At 72.0% G+C, this 14,776-nt stretch carries 12 protein-coding genes and 1 riboswitch; of the genes, 9 read left to right on the forward strand and 3 right to left on the reverse strand.

Going from position 1 to position 14,776, the window contains the following annotated elements; all coding sequences use genetic code 11:
• The first annotated feature begins 114 nt into the window (after positions 1–114).
• On the forward strand, positions 115–1,308 hold the full coding sequence (metK, locus tag ACQPXG_RS16245) for a methionine adenosyltransferase (protein WP_433468517.1): 1,194 nt from the start codon (positions 115–117) through the stop codon (positions 1,306–1,308).
• A gap of 77 nt (positions 1,309–1,385) precedes the next feature.
• Here metK and ACQPXG_RS16250 read toward each other — a convergent pair whose 3' ends face one another.
• On the reverse strand, positions 1,386–3,053 hold the full coding sequence (locus tag ACQPXG_RS16250; protein ID WP_433468518.1) for an MFS transporter: 1,668 nt from the start codon (positions 3,051–3,053) through the stop codon (positions 1,386–1,388).
• Between the two features lie 138 nt (positions 3,054–3,191).
• Between ACQPXG_RS16250 and ACQPXG_RS16255 the strand changes: the two genes are divergently transcribed.
• From ACQPXG_RS16255 to ACQPXG_RS16290, 8 genes are all read left to right on the forward strand, one after another.
• Positions 3,192–5,261, forward strand: a complete 2,070-nt coding sequence (locus ACQPXG_RS16255; RefSeq protein WP_433468519.1) for a primosomal protein N' — start codon at positions 3,192–3,194, stop codon at positions 5,259–5,261.
• Positions 5,262–5,277: 16 nt separating this feature from the next.
• Complete coding sequence (locus ACQPXG_RS16260) at positions 5,278–7,086, forward strand: hypothetical protein (protein ID WP_433468520.1); 1,809 nt, start codon at positions 5,278–5,280, stop codon at positions 7,084–7,086.
• An 88-nt stretch (positions 7,087–7,174) separates the two neighbouring features.
• Entirely contained in the window at positions 7,175–7,720 is a 546-nt protein-coding gene (def, locus tag ACQPXG_RS16265) for a peptide deformylase (protein ID WP_433468521.1), read from the forward strand.
• 59 nt (positions 7,721–7,779) lie between these two features.
• Positions 7,780–8,706 carry a methionyl-tRNA formyltransferase gene (fmt, locus tag ACQPXG_RS16270; RefSeq protein ID WP_433469978.1) on the forward strand — a complete coding sequence of 309 codons (927 nt, stop codon included), beginning with the start codon at positions 7,780–7,782 and terminating at the stop codon, positions 8,704–8,706.
• Positions 8,706–10,112, forward strand: coding sequence for an RsmB/NOP family class I SAM-dependent RNA methyltransferase (locus ACQPXG_RS16275; RefSeq protein WP_433468522.1), 1,407 nt, complete (start codon positions 8,706–8,708; stop codon positions 10,110–10,112). The genes fmt and ACQPXG_RS16275 overlap by 1 nt, the downstream gene beginning before the upstream one ends.
• Before the next feature lie 13 nt (positions 10,113–10,125).
• The gene (locus tag ACQPXG_RS16280) at positions 10,126–11,064 is read left to right on the forward strand and encodes a phosphatase PAP2 family protein (RefSeq protein ID WP_433468523.1); all 939 of its coding nucleotides are present in this window, start codon (positions 10,126–10,128) and stop codon (positions 11,062–11,064) included.
• Positions 11,065–11,076: 12 nt separating this feature from the next.
• Positions 11,077–11,754, forward strand: coding sequence for a ribulose-phosphate 3-epimerase (gene rpe, locus ACQPXG_RS16285; RefSeq protein ID WP_433468524.1), 678 nt, complete (start codon positions 11,077–11,079; stop codon positions 11,752–11,754).
• Complete coding sequence (locus tag ACQPXG_RS16290) at positions 11,751–12,389, forward strand: HAD-IA family hydrolase (RefSeq protein ID WP_433468525.1); 639 nt, start codon at positions 11,751–11,753, stop codon at positions 12,387–12,389. Before rpe ends, ACQPXG_RS16290 begins: the two co-directional genes overlap by 4 nt.
• Positions 12,390–12,393: 4 nt before the next feature.
• Here the strand turns inward: ACQPXG_RS16290 and ACQPXG_RS16295 are convergent, their stop codons facing one another.
• Positions 12,394–13,887: a P-loop ATPase, Sll1717 family gene (locus tag ACQPXG_RS16295; protein ID WP_433468526.1), complete on the reverse strand. Its 1,494-nt coding sequence runs from the start codon at positions 13,885–13,887 to the stop codon at positions 12,394–12,396.
• A 147-nt stretch (positions 13,888–14,034) separates the two neighbouring features.
• A complete protein-coding gene (locus tag ACQPXG_RS16300; RefSeq protein ID WP_433468527.1) occupies positions 14,035–14,472 on the reverse strand; it encodes a DoxX family protein in 438 nt (145 codons plus the stop codon).
• Between the two features lie 144 nt (positions 14,473–14,616).
• A riboswitch (FMN riboswitch) is annotated at positions 14,617–14,747 on the forward strand.
• The last annotated feature ends 29 nt before the right edge of the window (positions 14,748–14,776 follow it).

Raw genomic sequence — 14,776 nt, forward strand, 5'->3', positions numbered from 1 at the left:
TTCTGGCCCTAACATCCGTGGGGAACCCAGGCGAGGGGCGGCGTCCCTTGCCGAACTCGACCAAGAATCCGTCCTGCGACGTCAGTCAGCAGCCGCTGCAAGGAGTTCACGTACGTGTCTCGCCGCCTGTTCACCTCCGAGTCCGTGACCGAAGGACACCCGGACAAGATCGCGGACCAGATCAGCGACGCGATCCTCGACTCGATGCTCAAGGACGACCCGAAGAGCCGGGTCGCCGTCGAGACGATGATCACGACGGGTCAGGTGCATGTGGCCGGTGAGGTCACCACCGAGACCTATGTGGACATCCCGGGCGTGATCCGGGAGAAGATCCTGGAGATCGGCTACGACTCGTCCAAGAAGGGCTTCGACGGCCACTCCTGCGGCGTGTCGGTGTCCATCGGCGCGCAGTCGCCCGACATCGCGCAGGGCGTCGACGACGCCTACGAGACCCGCGAGGGCGAGGGCGTCGACGACCTGGACCGGCAGGGCGCCGGCGACCAGGGCCTGATGTTCGGCTACGCCACCAACGAGACGCCCGAGCTGATGCCGCTGCCGATCACGCTGGCGCACCGGCTCGCGCAGCGGCTGTCGGCCGTCCGCAAGAGCGGCGACGTCCCCTACCTGCGGCCGGACGGCAAGACCCAGGTCACCATCGAGTACGACGGCGTCCGCGGCGTCCGCCTCGACACCGTCGTCGTGTCCAGCCAGCACGCTCCCGACATCGACCTCAAGGAGCTGCTGGCCCCGGACGTGAAGGAGCACGTGGTCGACCCCGTGCTCGCCCAGTTCGACCTCGACATCGACGGCTACCGGCTGCTGGTCAACCCCACCGGCCGCTTCGAGATCGGCGGCCCGATGGGCGACGCCGGCCTCACCGGCCGCAAGATCATCGTCGACACCTACGGCGGCATGGCCCGGCACGGCGGCGGTGCGTTCTCCGGCAAGGACCCGTCCAAGGTCGACCGGTCCGCCGCCTACGCGATGCGCTGGGTCGCCAAGAACATCGTCGCCGCGCAGCTCGCCGACCGCGCCGAGGTCCAGGTGGCCTACGCGATCGGCAAGGCGCACCCGGTCGGCGTGTTCGTGGAGACGTTCGGCACCGAGAAGGTCGCCCCCGAGAAGATCGAGAAGGCGATCGACGACGTCTTCGACCTGCGTCCGGCCGCGATCGTCCGCGACCTGGACCTGCTTCGCCCGATCTACCAGAAGACCGCCGCGTACGGGCACTTCGGCCGCGAGGAGCCCGACTTCTCGTGGGAGTCGACGGACCGCGCCAAGGACCTGGCCTCCGCCGCCGGTCTGTGACCCGTCCTCGCTGAGAAGGGCCCCGGGGAACGTTCCCCGGGGCCCTTCTCGTCGTGCGGCCCGTGTCGTGCGGCCCGTCAGGAACCGCAGTGGTTGCCGCGGTGCAGCCCGTAGCGGGCGGCGATGGTGTAGCGGCCGGGGGTTCGGGCCTCCAGCCGGACGAAGTCGCCCGCCCGTGCCAGGCAGGCGTTCCCGCCCGTCGCGCTGAGCCAGGGCGACCACGAGACCCGTACGAGCACCGACCCCTTGGACGGCACGTCGACGAGGAGCTCGCCGGCGTTGAGCTTGTGGGCGAGGGCGGGCGGGGCGACCAGCGGCGTGGGCTGCGCCACGCGGTACAGGCGCCAATGCTCGTCCCGCCAGATCTCCGTGAGGTAGGGCTGGCCGCCCTTCACGATGGCGGCCTCGTCCTGCGCCGACCAGTCGACCTCCTGCGCGGGCAGGACGACGTACTGGACGGCCCACTCGTGCAGCCAGTCCCGGTAGGAGCCGGGCGTCAGCGCGCCCTTCTCGTAGAACAGCTCGTGGCGTTCCGCGTCGACCTGGCGGTTCCAGCCGCGCGCCAGGACGAACTTCCGGCTGAGACCGGCCGCCTCCCAGTGCGAGCGCAGCGGCACGACCTCGATGCGCGAATCGCGAGCGCCCAGGGCGTCGAGCTCGGAGACGAGGCCGCGGGCGTGATCGGCGGCGGCCCCGGCGGGCTCGGTGTGGATCAGGTCGTCGACCGGCTTCACCACCTGCCAGGACGCCGTGACGATGAACGCCAGCGAGAGCACGGCGATCCGGAGGCGGCCGTGGGCGCGCGCGACGGCAGACAGCAGGAACATCCCGCCGAACAGCAGGGCGAGGCGTTCGACGTTGCTGCCGACGGGGGAGGGGATCAGCCACGTCAGCACGATCCCGGCCAGGTAGACGCCGGCGCCGACGCGGACGAACGTCCAGGACTTCGGCGCGCACACCAGGATCGCGGCGACGCTCGTGACGGCGGGCAGCACGATCGCGGTGAGCGAGATCGGCTGGACGCCGCTGAACGGGAACAGCAGGCTCGTCGTCCCCACGACGAGCGGCATGCCGACGGCGACGCAGACGCCGGCGCGGCGGCGGCCGGTCAGGAACAGCGCGGCGGCGAGCACCAGGAGGAACAGGCCCGCGACCGGGCTCGCGAGCGAGGCCAGCACGCTGAGGCCGGCCATTCCCGCCGCGCGCAGGGCGGGGGTGCCGCGCGGCGTGAACGCGACGATCGTCGCCAGGAGCGCGAACATCAGCCCCAGGCCGAACGTGACGCGGCCCGAGGCGGAGTTGCACGACAGCGCGAACGCGGCCCAGAGGGACGCGGGCAACGCGACGGGGGCCCTGAACCTCTTGAGCAGGTACGCGGTCAGCGTGGCCGAGAACGTGCCGGTCACCACCGCGACCGTGCGGATGCCGAACAGCGCCATCAGGTACGGGGACATGACGCTGTAGGACGCGGGGTGCATCCCGCCGTACCAGGCGAAGCTGTACGCCGCGTCCGGGTGCTTCCAGGCGAAGTCGGTCCACGCGGCCTGGGCCGCGAGGTCGCCTCCCTCGGTCGCGAGCAGGAGCGCCCACGCCAGATGGAGGACGCCCGCGGCGAGCGTTGCGGCCACCACCGGGTGGCGTGCCCACTTCCTCCACTTGGAGGCGGACGAAGGGCTCGTGGAACGGCGAGACGCCCCGTACCGGGTCTGGGCGTCCGTCCGCTCTTGGGTATGCGCTGTGGTCACATCGCCTGCATGGGCTCGTCGGACGGCGGGGGCGCGGAAGGGCATCGCGCGAGGGAAGAGCGGATGCGCACCCCCGTTCGATCGGACCAACCCTAGCGTGCGAGGCCGGCTGTCGGATTGATCTGGTAGGACGGGGACGTGACGAAGGACGGCGGGGGAACGGACCTGATTCCGGGGCTGGACGACCTCCCGCGGGCGTCCGCGGACAAGCCGAAGAAGACCGGAAAGCCCGCCAAGTCCGGGAAAAAGGGGGCGCGTCGTCCGGCCGGGGAGCGGCCGGTCGCGCGGATCGCGGTCGACATGTCGCTTCCGCACCTGGATCGTCCGTTCGACTACCTGGTGCCCGCGGAGATGGACGCCAAGGCCGTCCCCGGCTGCCGGGTGCGGGTGCGCTTCGCCGGCCAGCTCGTCGACGGCTTCCTGCTGGAGCGCGTCGCCGAGAGCGGCCACGACGGCAAGCTGCTGTTCCTGGAGCGGGTCACCTCGTCCGAGCCCGTTCTCACTCCGGAGATCGCCGCGCTGGTGCGGGAGGTGGCCGACCGGTACGCGGGCACGTTCGCGGACGTGCTGCGGCTGGCCGTCCCGCCCCGGCACGCGCGCGTGGAGGCCGAGCCTGCGGCGGAGACCACACCCGCCGAGATCGAGGCGGCCGATGCGGGCGCGTGGCGTGACTATCCGGCGGGCGAGTCGTTCCTGAGCGCGCTGGCCGGAGGGAGGGCGCCGCGGGCGGTCTGGACGTCTCTGCCAGGCCCCGGCTGGGCGGCGGCCATAGCGCGGGCCGTCGCCGTCACGTTGAAGAACGGGCGCGGGTCGCTCGTCGTGGTGGCCGATGGACATGACGTGGCCCGGGTCGACGCGGCGCTCAAGGCGGAGCTGGGGGAGGGGCTGCATGTCGCCCTGACGGCGGAGCTGGGCCCTGCCGAGCGCTACCGCAGATGGCTGGCCGTGCTGCGCGGGACGGCGCGGGCGGTCGTCGGCACACGGGCGGCCATGTTCGCGCCCGTCACCGACCTCGGGCTGGTCGTGCTCTGGGACGACGGTGACGACGTCCATGCCGAGCCTCACGCGCCGTACCCGCATCCCCGTGACGTGCTCGCCCTGCGTGCGCACAGGGCGGGAGCGGGGGCGCTGATCGGCGGGTTCACCCGGACCACCGACGCCACACAGCTGGTCGAGGCCGGCTGGGCCCACACGCTCGCCGCCGACAGGGACCACGTCCGGGCGGCGATGCCGCGTGTCCGGTACGTGGGGGAGGACGCGCAACTCGCCCGCGACGCCGCCGCCCGCACGGCACGCCTGCCGAACGTCGCGTTCGAGGCGGCCAGGCAGGCGCTGGAGGACGGCCCGGTGCTCGTGCAGGTCCCCAGGCGCGGATACGTGCCGGGCATCGCGTGCGGGCGATGCCGTACACCGGCGCGCTGCCGGGCGTGCCAGGGGCCGCTTGCGCTGGCCTCGTCCCACGCCGCCCCGTACTGCCGCTGGTGCGGGCACATCGCGGGTGACTGGCATTGCCCCGAATGCGGCTTCTTCCAGGTGCGCGCGGTCGTCGTGGGGGCCAAGCGCACGGCGGAGGAGCTGGGCAGGGCCTTCCCCGGTGTGCCGGTGCGGACCTCCGGGCGGGACGCCGTTCTCGAACGGACCGCCCCGGAACGGGCGCTCGTGGTGTCCACACCGGGGGCGGAGCCGACTGCGGAAGAGGGGTACAGGGCCGCGCTGCTCCTCGACGGGTGGGTGCTGCTCGGACGGCCGGACCTGCGCGCCGGGGAGGAGACGCTGCGGCGCTGGATGAACGCGGCGTCGCTCGTCCGCCCGCAGGGGCTGGTGATCGTGGCGGCCGAGGGTACGCTGCCGGCCGTCCAGGCGCTCGTCCGCTGGGATCCGGTCACCTACGCGGAGCGGGAGCTGGCCGAGCGCAAGGAGGTGGGTTTCCCGCCCGCCGTGCGGATGGCGTCGCTGACCGCGTCTCCCGCCGCGATACGGGAGCTTCTGGCCGACGCCCGGCTGCCCGACGGAGCGGAGATTCTCGGGCCCGTTCCCGTCCCGCAGACCGGCACCGAGACCCAGGAGAAGGAACGCGCGCTGATACGAGTGCCCAGGGCGGCGGGACACGCCCTGGCGCGCGCCCTGAAGGAGGCCCAGGGGGTGCGAAGTGCGCGCAAGGCCACCGAGACCGTACGAGTCCAGATCGACCCCCTGGAGCTGATCTGACCAATAGGGTTCTCGGGTGGCCGACAACTGGGTGGAGACCACCGCGGGCGACCTGCGGCGGTGGGCGGACGAACGCGGCGAGGCACTGGACGAGCAGGGTGTCCGGATCCTGCTCGACCTCGCGCGTGAGGAGATGGAGCTCACAGGCCCGGAGGCGCTGACGCCGCAGGGTGTCCGCGAGCTGCTGCTGGAGGTCTTCCCCGAGTCCGTGGTCGCCGGGCGCGACGACGTCCCCACCATCCTGGAGGCCTTCCGCCGGATCGTCGCCTACCTGCGTGACACGGGCGCCGCCGGCGAGGCGGACGCCGGGGCCCTGGAGGCGGAGATCGACCGGACGGCGCCCGAGTTCGCCGAGGTCGTCGCCGCACTCGACGGCGAGGAGCGGCAGGCGGCCGCCGAGGTCATCGCCGGGCTGATGCGGGCCGACGGGGTCTCCCTTGACGACCAGGACGCCGTCGACGCCTGGGTGCGCGACTTCGAGGCGCGGCCCGAGGAGGAGCGCTACGCGCGCACCGAGGAGTACCTGCGCCAGGCCGCGGAGCTGGTCGTCCCGCCCGTCCGGCTGGCTCCGGCCGCCGAACTGGCGGAGGCGGCGCGCGGCTCCCGGCTGACCGCCGCGGTGCTGGCCCTGGCCGGCTGGACGGGCGAGCGGCCACTCGCCGAGCACGACACGCTGACCGATGACGACGCCGAGGCCGCCCGTGCCGCGCTCGGCCTGGAGGCTCCGCGGCGCCATGGGCAGATGGAGGACGAGGGTGAGCTGGAGCGGCTGTGGTGGGGCGCCGTAGAGGCGAACGTCATCACGGCCGAGCACGGCAAAGCGTCCTCAGGTCCTGCTCTGCCAGGACTCAAGTCCGATGACGACGCCGCGCTGCTCGCCGCCTGGCTTCCGTTGTTCGAGGCGATGGTGGTGCCCGGGCACGACTATGCGGACGGCTTGGACGCGGTGGAACTCGTCCAGAACGAGATGACCGGCGTCCTCATCCACCTGTACGAGCAGGAGGACCCGACCGAGCCGGAGGCTTTGGCGGAGGCGCTCCTCGGTCATGTCGAGGAGGCGTACGAGCTCACCGACGCCGACACCATGTCCGCCCTTGTACCGGACGCGTTGTCCCTGGAGTTGGCGACCCTGGAAGGCTGGGGCATCGTCGAGTCGTCCGGTACGGGACGTGCGCTGACACCGCTCGGCGTGTGGGCGGTCAGGGAACTGCTCCTCGCGGACGGGTTCACCGCCCCGGTCATCGGCGAGCTGGCCGGCGCGCGCGCGTCCGCGCTGATCGCGGGGCTCACCTGGTACCGGCCCGGCGCCGCCGACGAGGAGATCGACGGCTGGCTGGCCTCCCACGACCCCAAGGACGCGGCCGCCGACCTGCTGGACGTCATGCGGACCGCCGGCCCGGGCGCCCGCAATCTCGCCGCCGCCGTCCTGCACCGCATCGGCCCGGAGGCGGCCGGTGTGGTCCGGGCCGCCCGGGAGCATCCGCTCGTGTCGCCCTATGCCGCGATGTGGCTGAACGCCGCCGGTGACCCGTCCGGGCGGGAGCTGGGCCGCGAGGAGTACCTCTGGGTGTTCGTCGACACGGTCGCCGGGATGCTGGAGACGGCCGAGCCCGAGGAGGCGGTCGAGGCCGCCCTCGTCGACGCGCCGCCGGAGGCGGAGATGAAGGCCATGGTCGAGGAGTTGTGGCGCACCCACCACCCGGGTGTGGCCGACGTCCTGGAGGCTCTGGGCGCCCACCATCCCGACCGGGCGACCGCGAAGGCCGCCCGGACCGCCGCTTACAAGGCACGCTCGGCGCACGAAGGAGCGCACCGGGAAGTGTGAACACGGCGTGATTGTTCAGGGAACCGCCTCCGTAGACTGGACGGTGCGTCCCACTTCTCAGCGAATCTCGCAGGAAACGGAGTCCTCGTTGGCCGTCAAGCCCATCCGCCTCTTCGGCGACCCCGTGCTGCGCACGCCGGCAGAGCCGGTGAAGGACTTCGACAAGGAGCTGCGCCAGCTCGTCAAGGATCTCACCGACACGATGATCGACGCCCCTGGCGCGGGTCTCGCCGCGCCGCAGCTCGGCGTGGGCCTGCGCGTGTTCACCTACTACGTGGACGACCGCCTCGGCCACGTGGTGAACCCGACCCTCGACCTGTCGGACGAGCAGGAGACCGACGACGAGGGCTGCCTGTCCCTGCCCGGCATGGCGTTCCCCACACCGCGCTCCATCGGGGTGGTGGCGAAGGGCTTCAACATGCACGGTGAGCCGATCACGCTGGAGGGCACCCACCTGCTGGCCCGGTGCGTCCAGCACGAGACCGACCACCTCGACGGGATCATCTTCATCGACCGGATGGACCCGGAGCAGCGCAAGGCCGCGATGAAGGCGATCCGGGAGGCCGAGTGGTTCGGCGACCCGGCCCCCGTCGTCAAGGAGTCGCCGCACCGCACCCTCGGGAAGGCGATCTAGATGCGGCTCGTCGGTCCGGCGGCACGACCTGGGAACGCGGGCGGCGGGGGGCGATGCAGGTGCGTCTAGTCTTCGCCGGTACTCCGGAGACCGCGCTCCCGGCCCTGACGGCGCTCCTGGGGTCCTCGCACGAGGTCGCGGCGGTCGTGACCCGCCCCGACGGGCGCTCGGGCCGTGGACGGCATCTGAGCCCCAGCCCGGTCGGCGCGCTCGCCGCCGAGGCGGGCGTCGAGGTGCTGAAGCCCGCCAAGGCCCGCGACCCCGAGTTCCTGGACCGGCTCCGGGAGATCGCCCCCGACTGCTGCCCCGTCGTCGCCTACGGCGCGCTGCTGCCCCGCGAGGCCTTGGACATCCCCGGGCACGGCTGGGTGAACCTGCACTTCTCTTTGCTGCCCGCCTGGCGCGGCGCCGCGCCCGTGCAGCGCGCGATCCTGCACGGCGACGACGTGACCGGCGCGGCCACGTTCCAGATCGAGGAGGGCCTGGACACCGGCCCCGTCTACGGCGTTCTCACCGAGCCCATCCGGCCGGACGACACCTCAGGCGACCTGCTGGGCCGGCTGGCCGTCGCCGGAGCGAGCCTCCTGCTGGACACCATGAACGGCATCGAGGCGGGTGTCCTGGACCCCCGCCCGCAGCCGACCGAGGGCGTGTCCCACGCGGCGAAGCTGGCGCCCGAGGACGGCCACGTCGACTGGGGGAGTCCCGCTCTGCACATCGACCGCCTCATCCGTGCTTGCACACCGGCACCCGGCGCGTGGACGAACTTCCGCGAGACGCGGGTCAAGCTGGGCCCCGTGCGCCCGGTGCCCGACGCGGACAAGCTGTCGCCCGGCGAGATCCGCACAGGAAAGAACGAGGTGCTGGTGGGTACCGCCACGCACCCCGTCGCGCTGGGCGGGGTACAGCCGCAGGGCAAGCGCCGCATGGCCGCCGCCGACTGGATCCGCGGCGTCAACCTCATCGGTAAGGACGCGCTGCACTGATGCCGCCTGCCCGTAACCGCCGACGTACCCAGAACCGCAGGCCGGGCGGCCCCCGGAACACGGGCCGTCCTCAGGACCTCGTCCGCCGCACGGCGTTCGACGTGATCCGGGCGGTGGAGACGCGCGACGCCTACGCGAACCTTCTCCTGCCCGCGCGTCTGCGCGACCGGGGCCTGACCGGACGCGACGCCGCCCTCGCCACCGAGCTCACCTACGGGACCCTGCGCGGCAGGGGGACCTACGACGCGGTGCTCGCGCTGTGCAGCGACCGCGAACTGCGCCGCATCGACGCGCCGCTCCTGGACGTGCTGCGCCTCGGCGCTCACCAGATCCTCTCCACCCGCATCCCGCCCCACGCCGCCGTGGGGACGACCGTGGAGCTGGCCCGTTCGGTCTCCGGCCCCGGCCAGGCCAAGTTCGCCAACGCGGTGCTCCGCAAGGTCGCGACGCGCGACATGGACGCCTGGCTGGAGATCGTGGCACCAGCCGACGCCGACACGACGACGCGTCTGTCGGTGGCCCACAGCCATCCGAAGTGGATCGTGTCCGCCCTGCGGGACGCCGTCGGGCCGGACGAGATCGGCGAACTCCTCGCGGCCGACAACGCGCGTCCACGCGTGACCTTGGTCGCCCGTCCTGGCCGGGCCACGCTCCAAGAGCTTTACGACGCGGGCGCGGAGCCCGCCCCTTACTCGCCCTACGCCGCAGTTCTGGCCGAGGGTGACCCGGCAGGTATCGCCGCCATCGCGGATGGGCGCGCCGCCGTCCAGGACGAGGCCAGCCAGATGGTCACCCTGGCTCTGGCCAAGGTTCCTCTGGACGGCCCGGACGCACGGTGGGCGGACCTCTGCGCCGGCCCCGGCGGCAAGGCCGGCCTGCTGTCGGCCCTTGCTACCGAGCGGGACGCACGGCTTCTCGCAGCCGACGTCCAGCCGCACCGTGCCGGGCTCGTCAGGCGCGCGGTCGACGACCGGGCGGGCGTGGTCGCCGCCGACGGCACCGCCCCGGCCTGGCGTCCGGCCTCCTTCGACCGGGTCATGGTGGACGCGCCCTGCACCGGCCTCGGCGCGCTCCGCCGCCGTCCCGAGGCGCGCTGGCGCCGAGGCCCCGAGTCGGTCGCCGAGCTCGGCCCGCTGCAAAGGGAGCTGCTCACCACGGCGCTGGAGTCCGTCCGGCCCGGAGGCGTGGTCGCCTACGTCACCTGCTCGCCCCACCTGGCCGAGACCCGTGTGGTGGTGGACGACGTCCTCCGCAAGCGGGAGGACGTCGAACGGCTCGACGCGCCGGCGGTCCTGACCGAGCTCGCGCCGGGCCTCACCGGTGTGGGGGACGGCGCGTACGCGCAGTTCTGGCCGCACCGCCACGGCACGGACGCGATGTTCCTGGCCCTTCTGCGCCGCACGTAGCCCTGGGGGATCCGTGCTGACCGGCTTCATGCTCTTCGTGTCGTACCTGGGCAGCGCGGCCTTCTACGTCCCCCTGCTTCTGGCGCTGTTCTGGTGCGTGGCGCCGCGCTTCGCCGCGCGGGCCGCGGTCGTCCTGCTGTTCGGCGCCGTCGTGAACTCGCTCCTCAAGCTGGTCTTCCACGCGCCTCGCCCGTACTGGACGGACCCCGGCATCAAGGGCAGGCAGTCGCTCACGTCCTTCGGGATGCCGTCAGGCCACGCCCAGAACGGCGTCGCGGGCTGGGGCTTCTCCGCCGCCCAGACGAGGCGCACGGCAGTGTGGGCGGGCGCCGCCGCCATCATCGTCCTGATCGGGGTCTCCCGCGTTTACCTGGGCGTCCACTCGATCGGCCAGGTCCTGGCCGGTTGGGGGGTCGGCCTGGTCCTTCTGGTAGCCGTCCTCGGGCTGGAGCCCATCGTCGTCCCGTGGTGGACGCGCCGGCATCTGGCCGTGCAGATGGTTCTCTCCCTGGCGGTCTCCCTGGTCCTGCTGGCGGCGGCCTGGGGAGCGGTGCAGCCACTTCAAGGCTGGCAATGGCCACGAGCCTGGGCGGAGGCGATCAGAGCGGCCGGAGGCGTCACCGGCCCCATCACGCTGACCGACTCCGCCCAGGCCTCCGGCGCCCTGGGCGGCGCCCTCATGGGCTTCTCCGTGCTCGCGGCCCGTGGCTGGTTCGAGCCCGGCGGAAAGCCCTGGCAACGCCTGGCGCGCCTCCCGGTCGGCCTCGCCGGCGCGGCGGTCATCGCCGTCTTCGCCGGGACCAACGTGGTCCAGGCGTTCGTCGTCCAGGCGTTGCTCGCCCTGTGGATCACGGCCGGCGCACCCGAGGTCTTCGTCCGGCTCCGCCTGTCCGCCCGTCCCACCCCCGGGCTCACCCGGCCGGGGGGAGATCGGGCCGAACTGCGCCAATAGACTCTGGGCATCATGGCTCCACAGATCGCACCCAGCATCCTGTCCGCCGACTTCGCCCGCCTGGCCGAGGACGTCGCGCGCATCGCCGACTCCGCCGACTGGGTGCACGTCGACGTGATGGACAACCATTTCGTCCCGAACCTCACCCTGGGGCTGCCCGTCGTCCAGGCCCTGCTGAGGCACAGCGCGCTGCCGCTCGACTGCCACCTGATGATCGAGGATCCAGACCGCTGGGCCCCGGAGTACGCCGAGGCCGGAGCGAAGAGCGTCACCATTCACGCCGAGGCCGCGAAGGCCCCCATCCGCACCTTGCGCGCCATCCGCTCCGCCGGCGCGCGCGCGGGCCTTGGCGTCAATCCGGCCACCCCGGTGGACGGCTTCGAAGACCTCCTCGGCGAGATCGACATGCTCCTTCTCATGACCGTCGAGCCCGGCTTCGGCGGTCAGAAGTTCCTGGACGTCGTCCTGCCGAAGGTCCGCCGCGCCCGCGAGCTCATCAAGGGCCGCGACCTGCCCATCTGGCTCCAGGTCGACGGCGGCGTCAGCGCCGAGACGATCGAGCGCTGCGCGGACGCGGGAGCCGACGTGTTCGTCGCCGGCAGCGCCGTCTACGGGGCCGACGACCCGGCCGAGGCCGTCCGCAGGCTCCGCGGTCAGGCGGAAGAGGCGACGGCGAAGGCGGACTGGTGATCCTCCCCTGCGCGGCCGTCCTGTTCGACGTGGACGGCACCCTCGTCGACTCGACGCCCCTCATCGAGCGCGCGGCGCGCGAGTGGGCCGCCGAATACGGCATCGACCCGGACGAGTTCCTGGCGGACGCCCACGGCCGCCCGACCGGTGACCGTGTGGCCGAGTTCCTGCCTGCGGACCAGGTCGGCGACGCCACCGCACGCCTGGACGCCCTGGAGAACATCGGTACCGACGGCATCACCGCCCTTCCCGGCGCCATGGACCTTCTGGCGAACATGAACGGCCTGCCTCACGCCTTCGTCACGTCCATGGACAGGGCGCAGTTGAAGACGCGCACGGACGTGGCCGGCGTGTCCCTGCCGTCCGTCGTCGTGACCGCCGATGACGTCCCCAACGGCAAACCGGACCCGACCGGCTACCTCCAGGCGGCCCGGCGACTCGGCGTGGACCCCGCCTCCTGCGTGATCATCGAGGACGCGCCCGCCGGCATAGCCGCGGGCCGTGCGGCCGGTGCCACCGTGGTGGCCGTGCTCACCAGCCACCCGCCGGAGTCCGTGGGAGCGGCCCACCACACCGTGCGGGACCTGACCCGCGTGACGATCACGGCCGGCGGGCTGCGCCTCGCCACCGGCTGAGCCGTCAGCCCCCGTTCGCGTCGATGCCGAGGGAGGCGTGGAACATCTCGTGGACGCGGAAGCGCCGGACGGCCGCGAGGTTGAGGTGCTGGACCTGATGGCTGCCGAGGAACCGGCCGTTCTCGGCGGGCTGGGCGGTGAGGAGCCCGGCCCGCCACAGGATCTCGATGAGCTCGTTCGGGTCGCACCACGGCAGCCATGACTCGGCCCCGCGGGTCGGGATGTCGCCGCACGCCAGTTCGAGGCAGAGCAGCTCCAGCTCCTCGCGGCCGAAGGTGTGCGGCCGGCTGCGGAACACCTCGAAGACGCCGAGGAGGCCCGGGTACTGCGAGCGGTACTCGGCGGCGATGTCCTTGGTCCGCTCGGAGGAGTAGCCGTACTCGGACCGCTCGATCGCCGAGTACGGCACGGGCAGCTTCGAGGCGCGTCCCCTGGCCTGCTCCAGCGCCTCCGAGCAGAACTGGATGAGCTCCCTCGGCCGGTACAGCGTCCGGTCGACCATGTAGCCGAACGACCCGTCCCGCCCCGTGCCCGGAGGCGGCGAGGCGAAGACCGCCGACCAGCACGCCCGGTCTCCGGCACGTTCCAGGGCATCGACGTCGAAGCCCTTCTCGTGGGCCGAGTGGCGGATCCGCTTGGCGATCAGTTGGAGGAGCGACTCCTCGGACCAGTAGATCTTCTCCAGCAGATCCCGGTGCTTCTGCGCGTCCTCGTAGAGGGCGGGGATGTCGTCGTAGAGTTCCTGCCGCAGCGAGATGTAGACCCGCAGGTTCCGGTGCAGTCCGTTGATGGAGACGCACGCCTGGAAGAGCCCGGACACGAACGCCTTGGCGTCCTCGGAGGAGTCCCAGCCGCGGTCCAGTTCGTCGACGAGCACGACCACGCGCTGACTGTCCAGTACCTTCCGCAGCGCCGGCAGCAGGTTCTGGATCTCCTCCAGCTTGTAGAGCCGGTCCAGCTCCCGGGTCCGCAGCCCGGCCTCGATCGGCCCGATCTTGATGGCCTCCAGCCGCTTCAGATAGGACACGAGCAGCGACAGCGTGCCGAGCTGCTGGGCGCCGTGGTTGTCCCGGATGTAGTTGTGGATCTCCCGGCCGCCGCCCTTGGTCAGCCGCATCCCCTTGCGCGCCAGCGCCTTCATCACGAGGACGTAGATCAGGTACTTCCAGGCGGCGGCGTAGGCGCCCTGCTTGGCCCACGAGCCGGCGTGCTCCGCCTCCATCGTCGAACTGAGCAGCTCGTAGGAGTAGTCGTCGGGCGACAGCTCGATGACGTGGCTGCCGGCGGCGCGCTCCCGCTTCGCCAGCACCTGGAAGATCGCGCTCTTCCCGGACCCGCGGTTGCCCATCAGGATCGTCTTCGCCCCGGACCGGACCCGCTGGTAGGCCGGGGACTCCACGAAGTACTTCTCAAGCCCCCGGGATATGTCGCGTTCCGCGGACGGTGTACCGAAGTCGAGAACATCGAAGATCTTGGGCGACAAGGACAACTTGGCCATGAGCCTTCCCGGATCCGCGACATGGGTTTTCCGCAAACAAGTTTCACCCCGCCCCCGGCTCCCGGCAAGACCCGCCCGCAGTGCGAGGCCGCGCCGCCGGGCCGGGCGGGACAGCGGTCACCATCGGCCGCGGCGGCGCGGGGGTCGTCAGGTGAAGAGCGGGCCGACCAGGGTGAGGCCTGGGTGCCCGTCCGACGCGTAGAGGACGAAGAGGGCGAGCGCGCCGCCGGCCAGGGCGATGTCCTTGTTGAACTGGTTCTGCTCCTGCTGGCGCATCTCCGGTGACTCCTGCGTCCAGAAGTCGTGGAAGACGAAGGCCGTGATGAGCAGGAACGGGACGAGGGCGATGGCGGCGAGGTCCGGCCAGATGCCGAGAATGAGCAGGACGGAGGCTACGGCGATGTACACGCCCGAGACCTGGACGGCGAGCTTGGCCATGGGGAGCTTCTTCGCGGCCGCGTAGCCCGCCATCGCCTCGGTGGCGGTGAGATGGCCGACCGCGGCGCCGGCGAAGATCGCCGTGAAGGCGATGCGGGCGATGAGGGCGACGACGTCCATGACTGCCTCCAGGGGGAATGTCGTCATGCGTCACTTGTGTCCCGTGATCTACCCCGGCTCCAAGATCGTTGAACGTTTAAGTATCTACCTTTCGGTCCGGCGGCCCCGATCGTGGCGATGGTCACAAGGGCGCGGAATGGAATGCGTGGCACACTGGTTGGCAAAGCATGAACGCGTGCTCCGGGGTCGGTGAAATTCCGAACCGGCGGTGACAGTCCGCGACCCGGCCGAAGCCATCGGCCGGTTGACCCGGTGGAACTCCGGGACCGACGGTGAAAGTCCGGATGGGAGGCAGCGCGCGGTACGCCCTTGCCAAAGGGCGTGCGCCGAC

This window comes from Spirillospora sp. CA-128828, from assembly GCF_050945415.1.
Classification (GTDB): Bacteria; Actinomycetota; Actinomycetes; order Streptosporangiales; family Streptosporangiaceae; genus Spirillospora.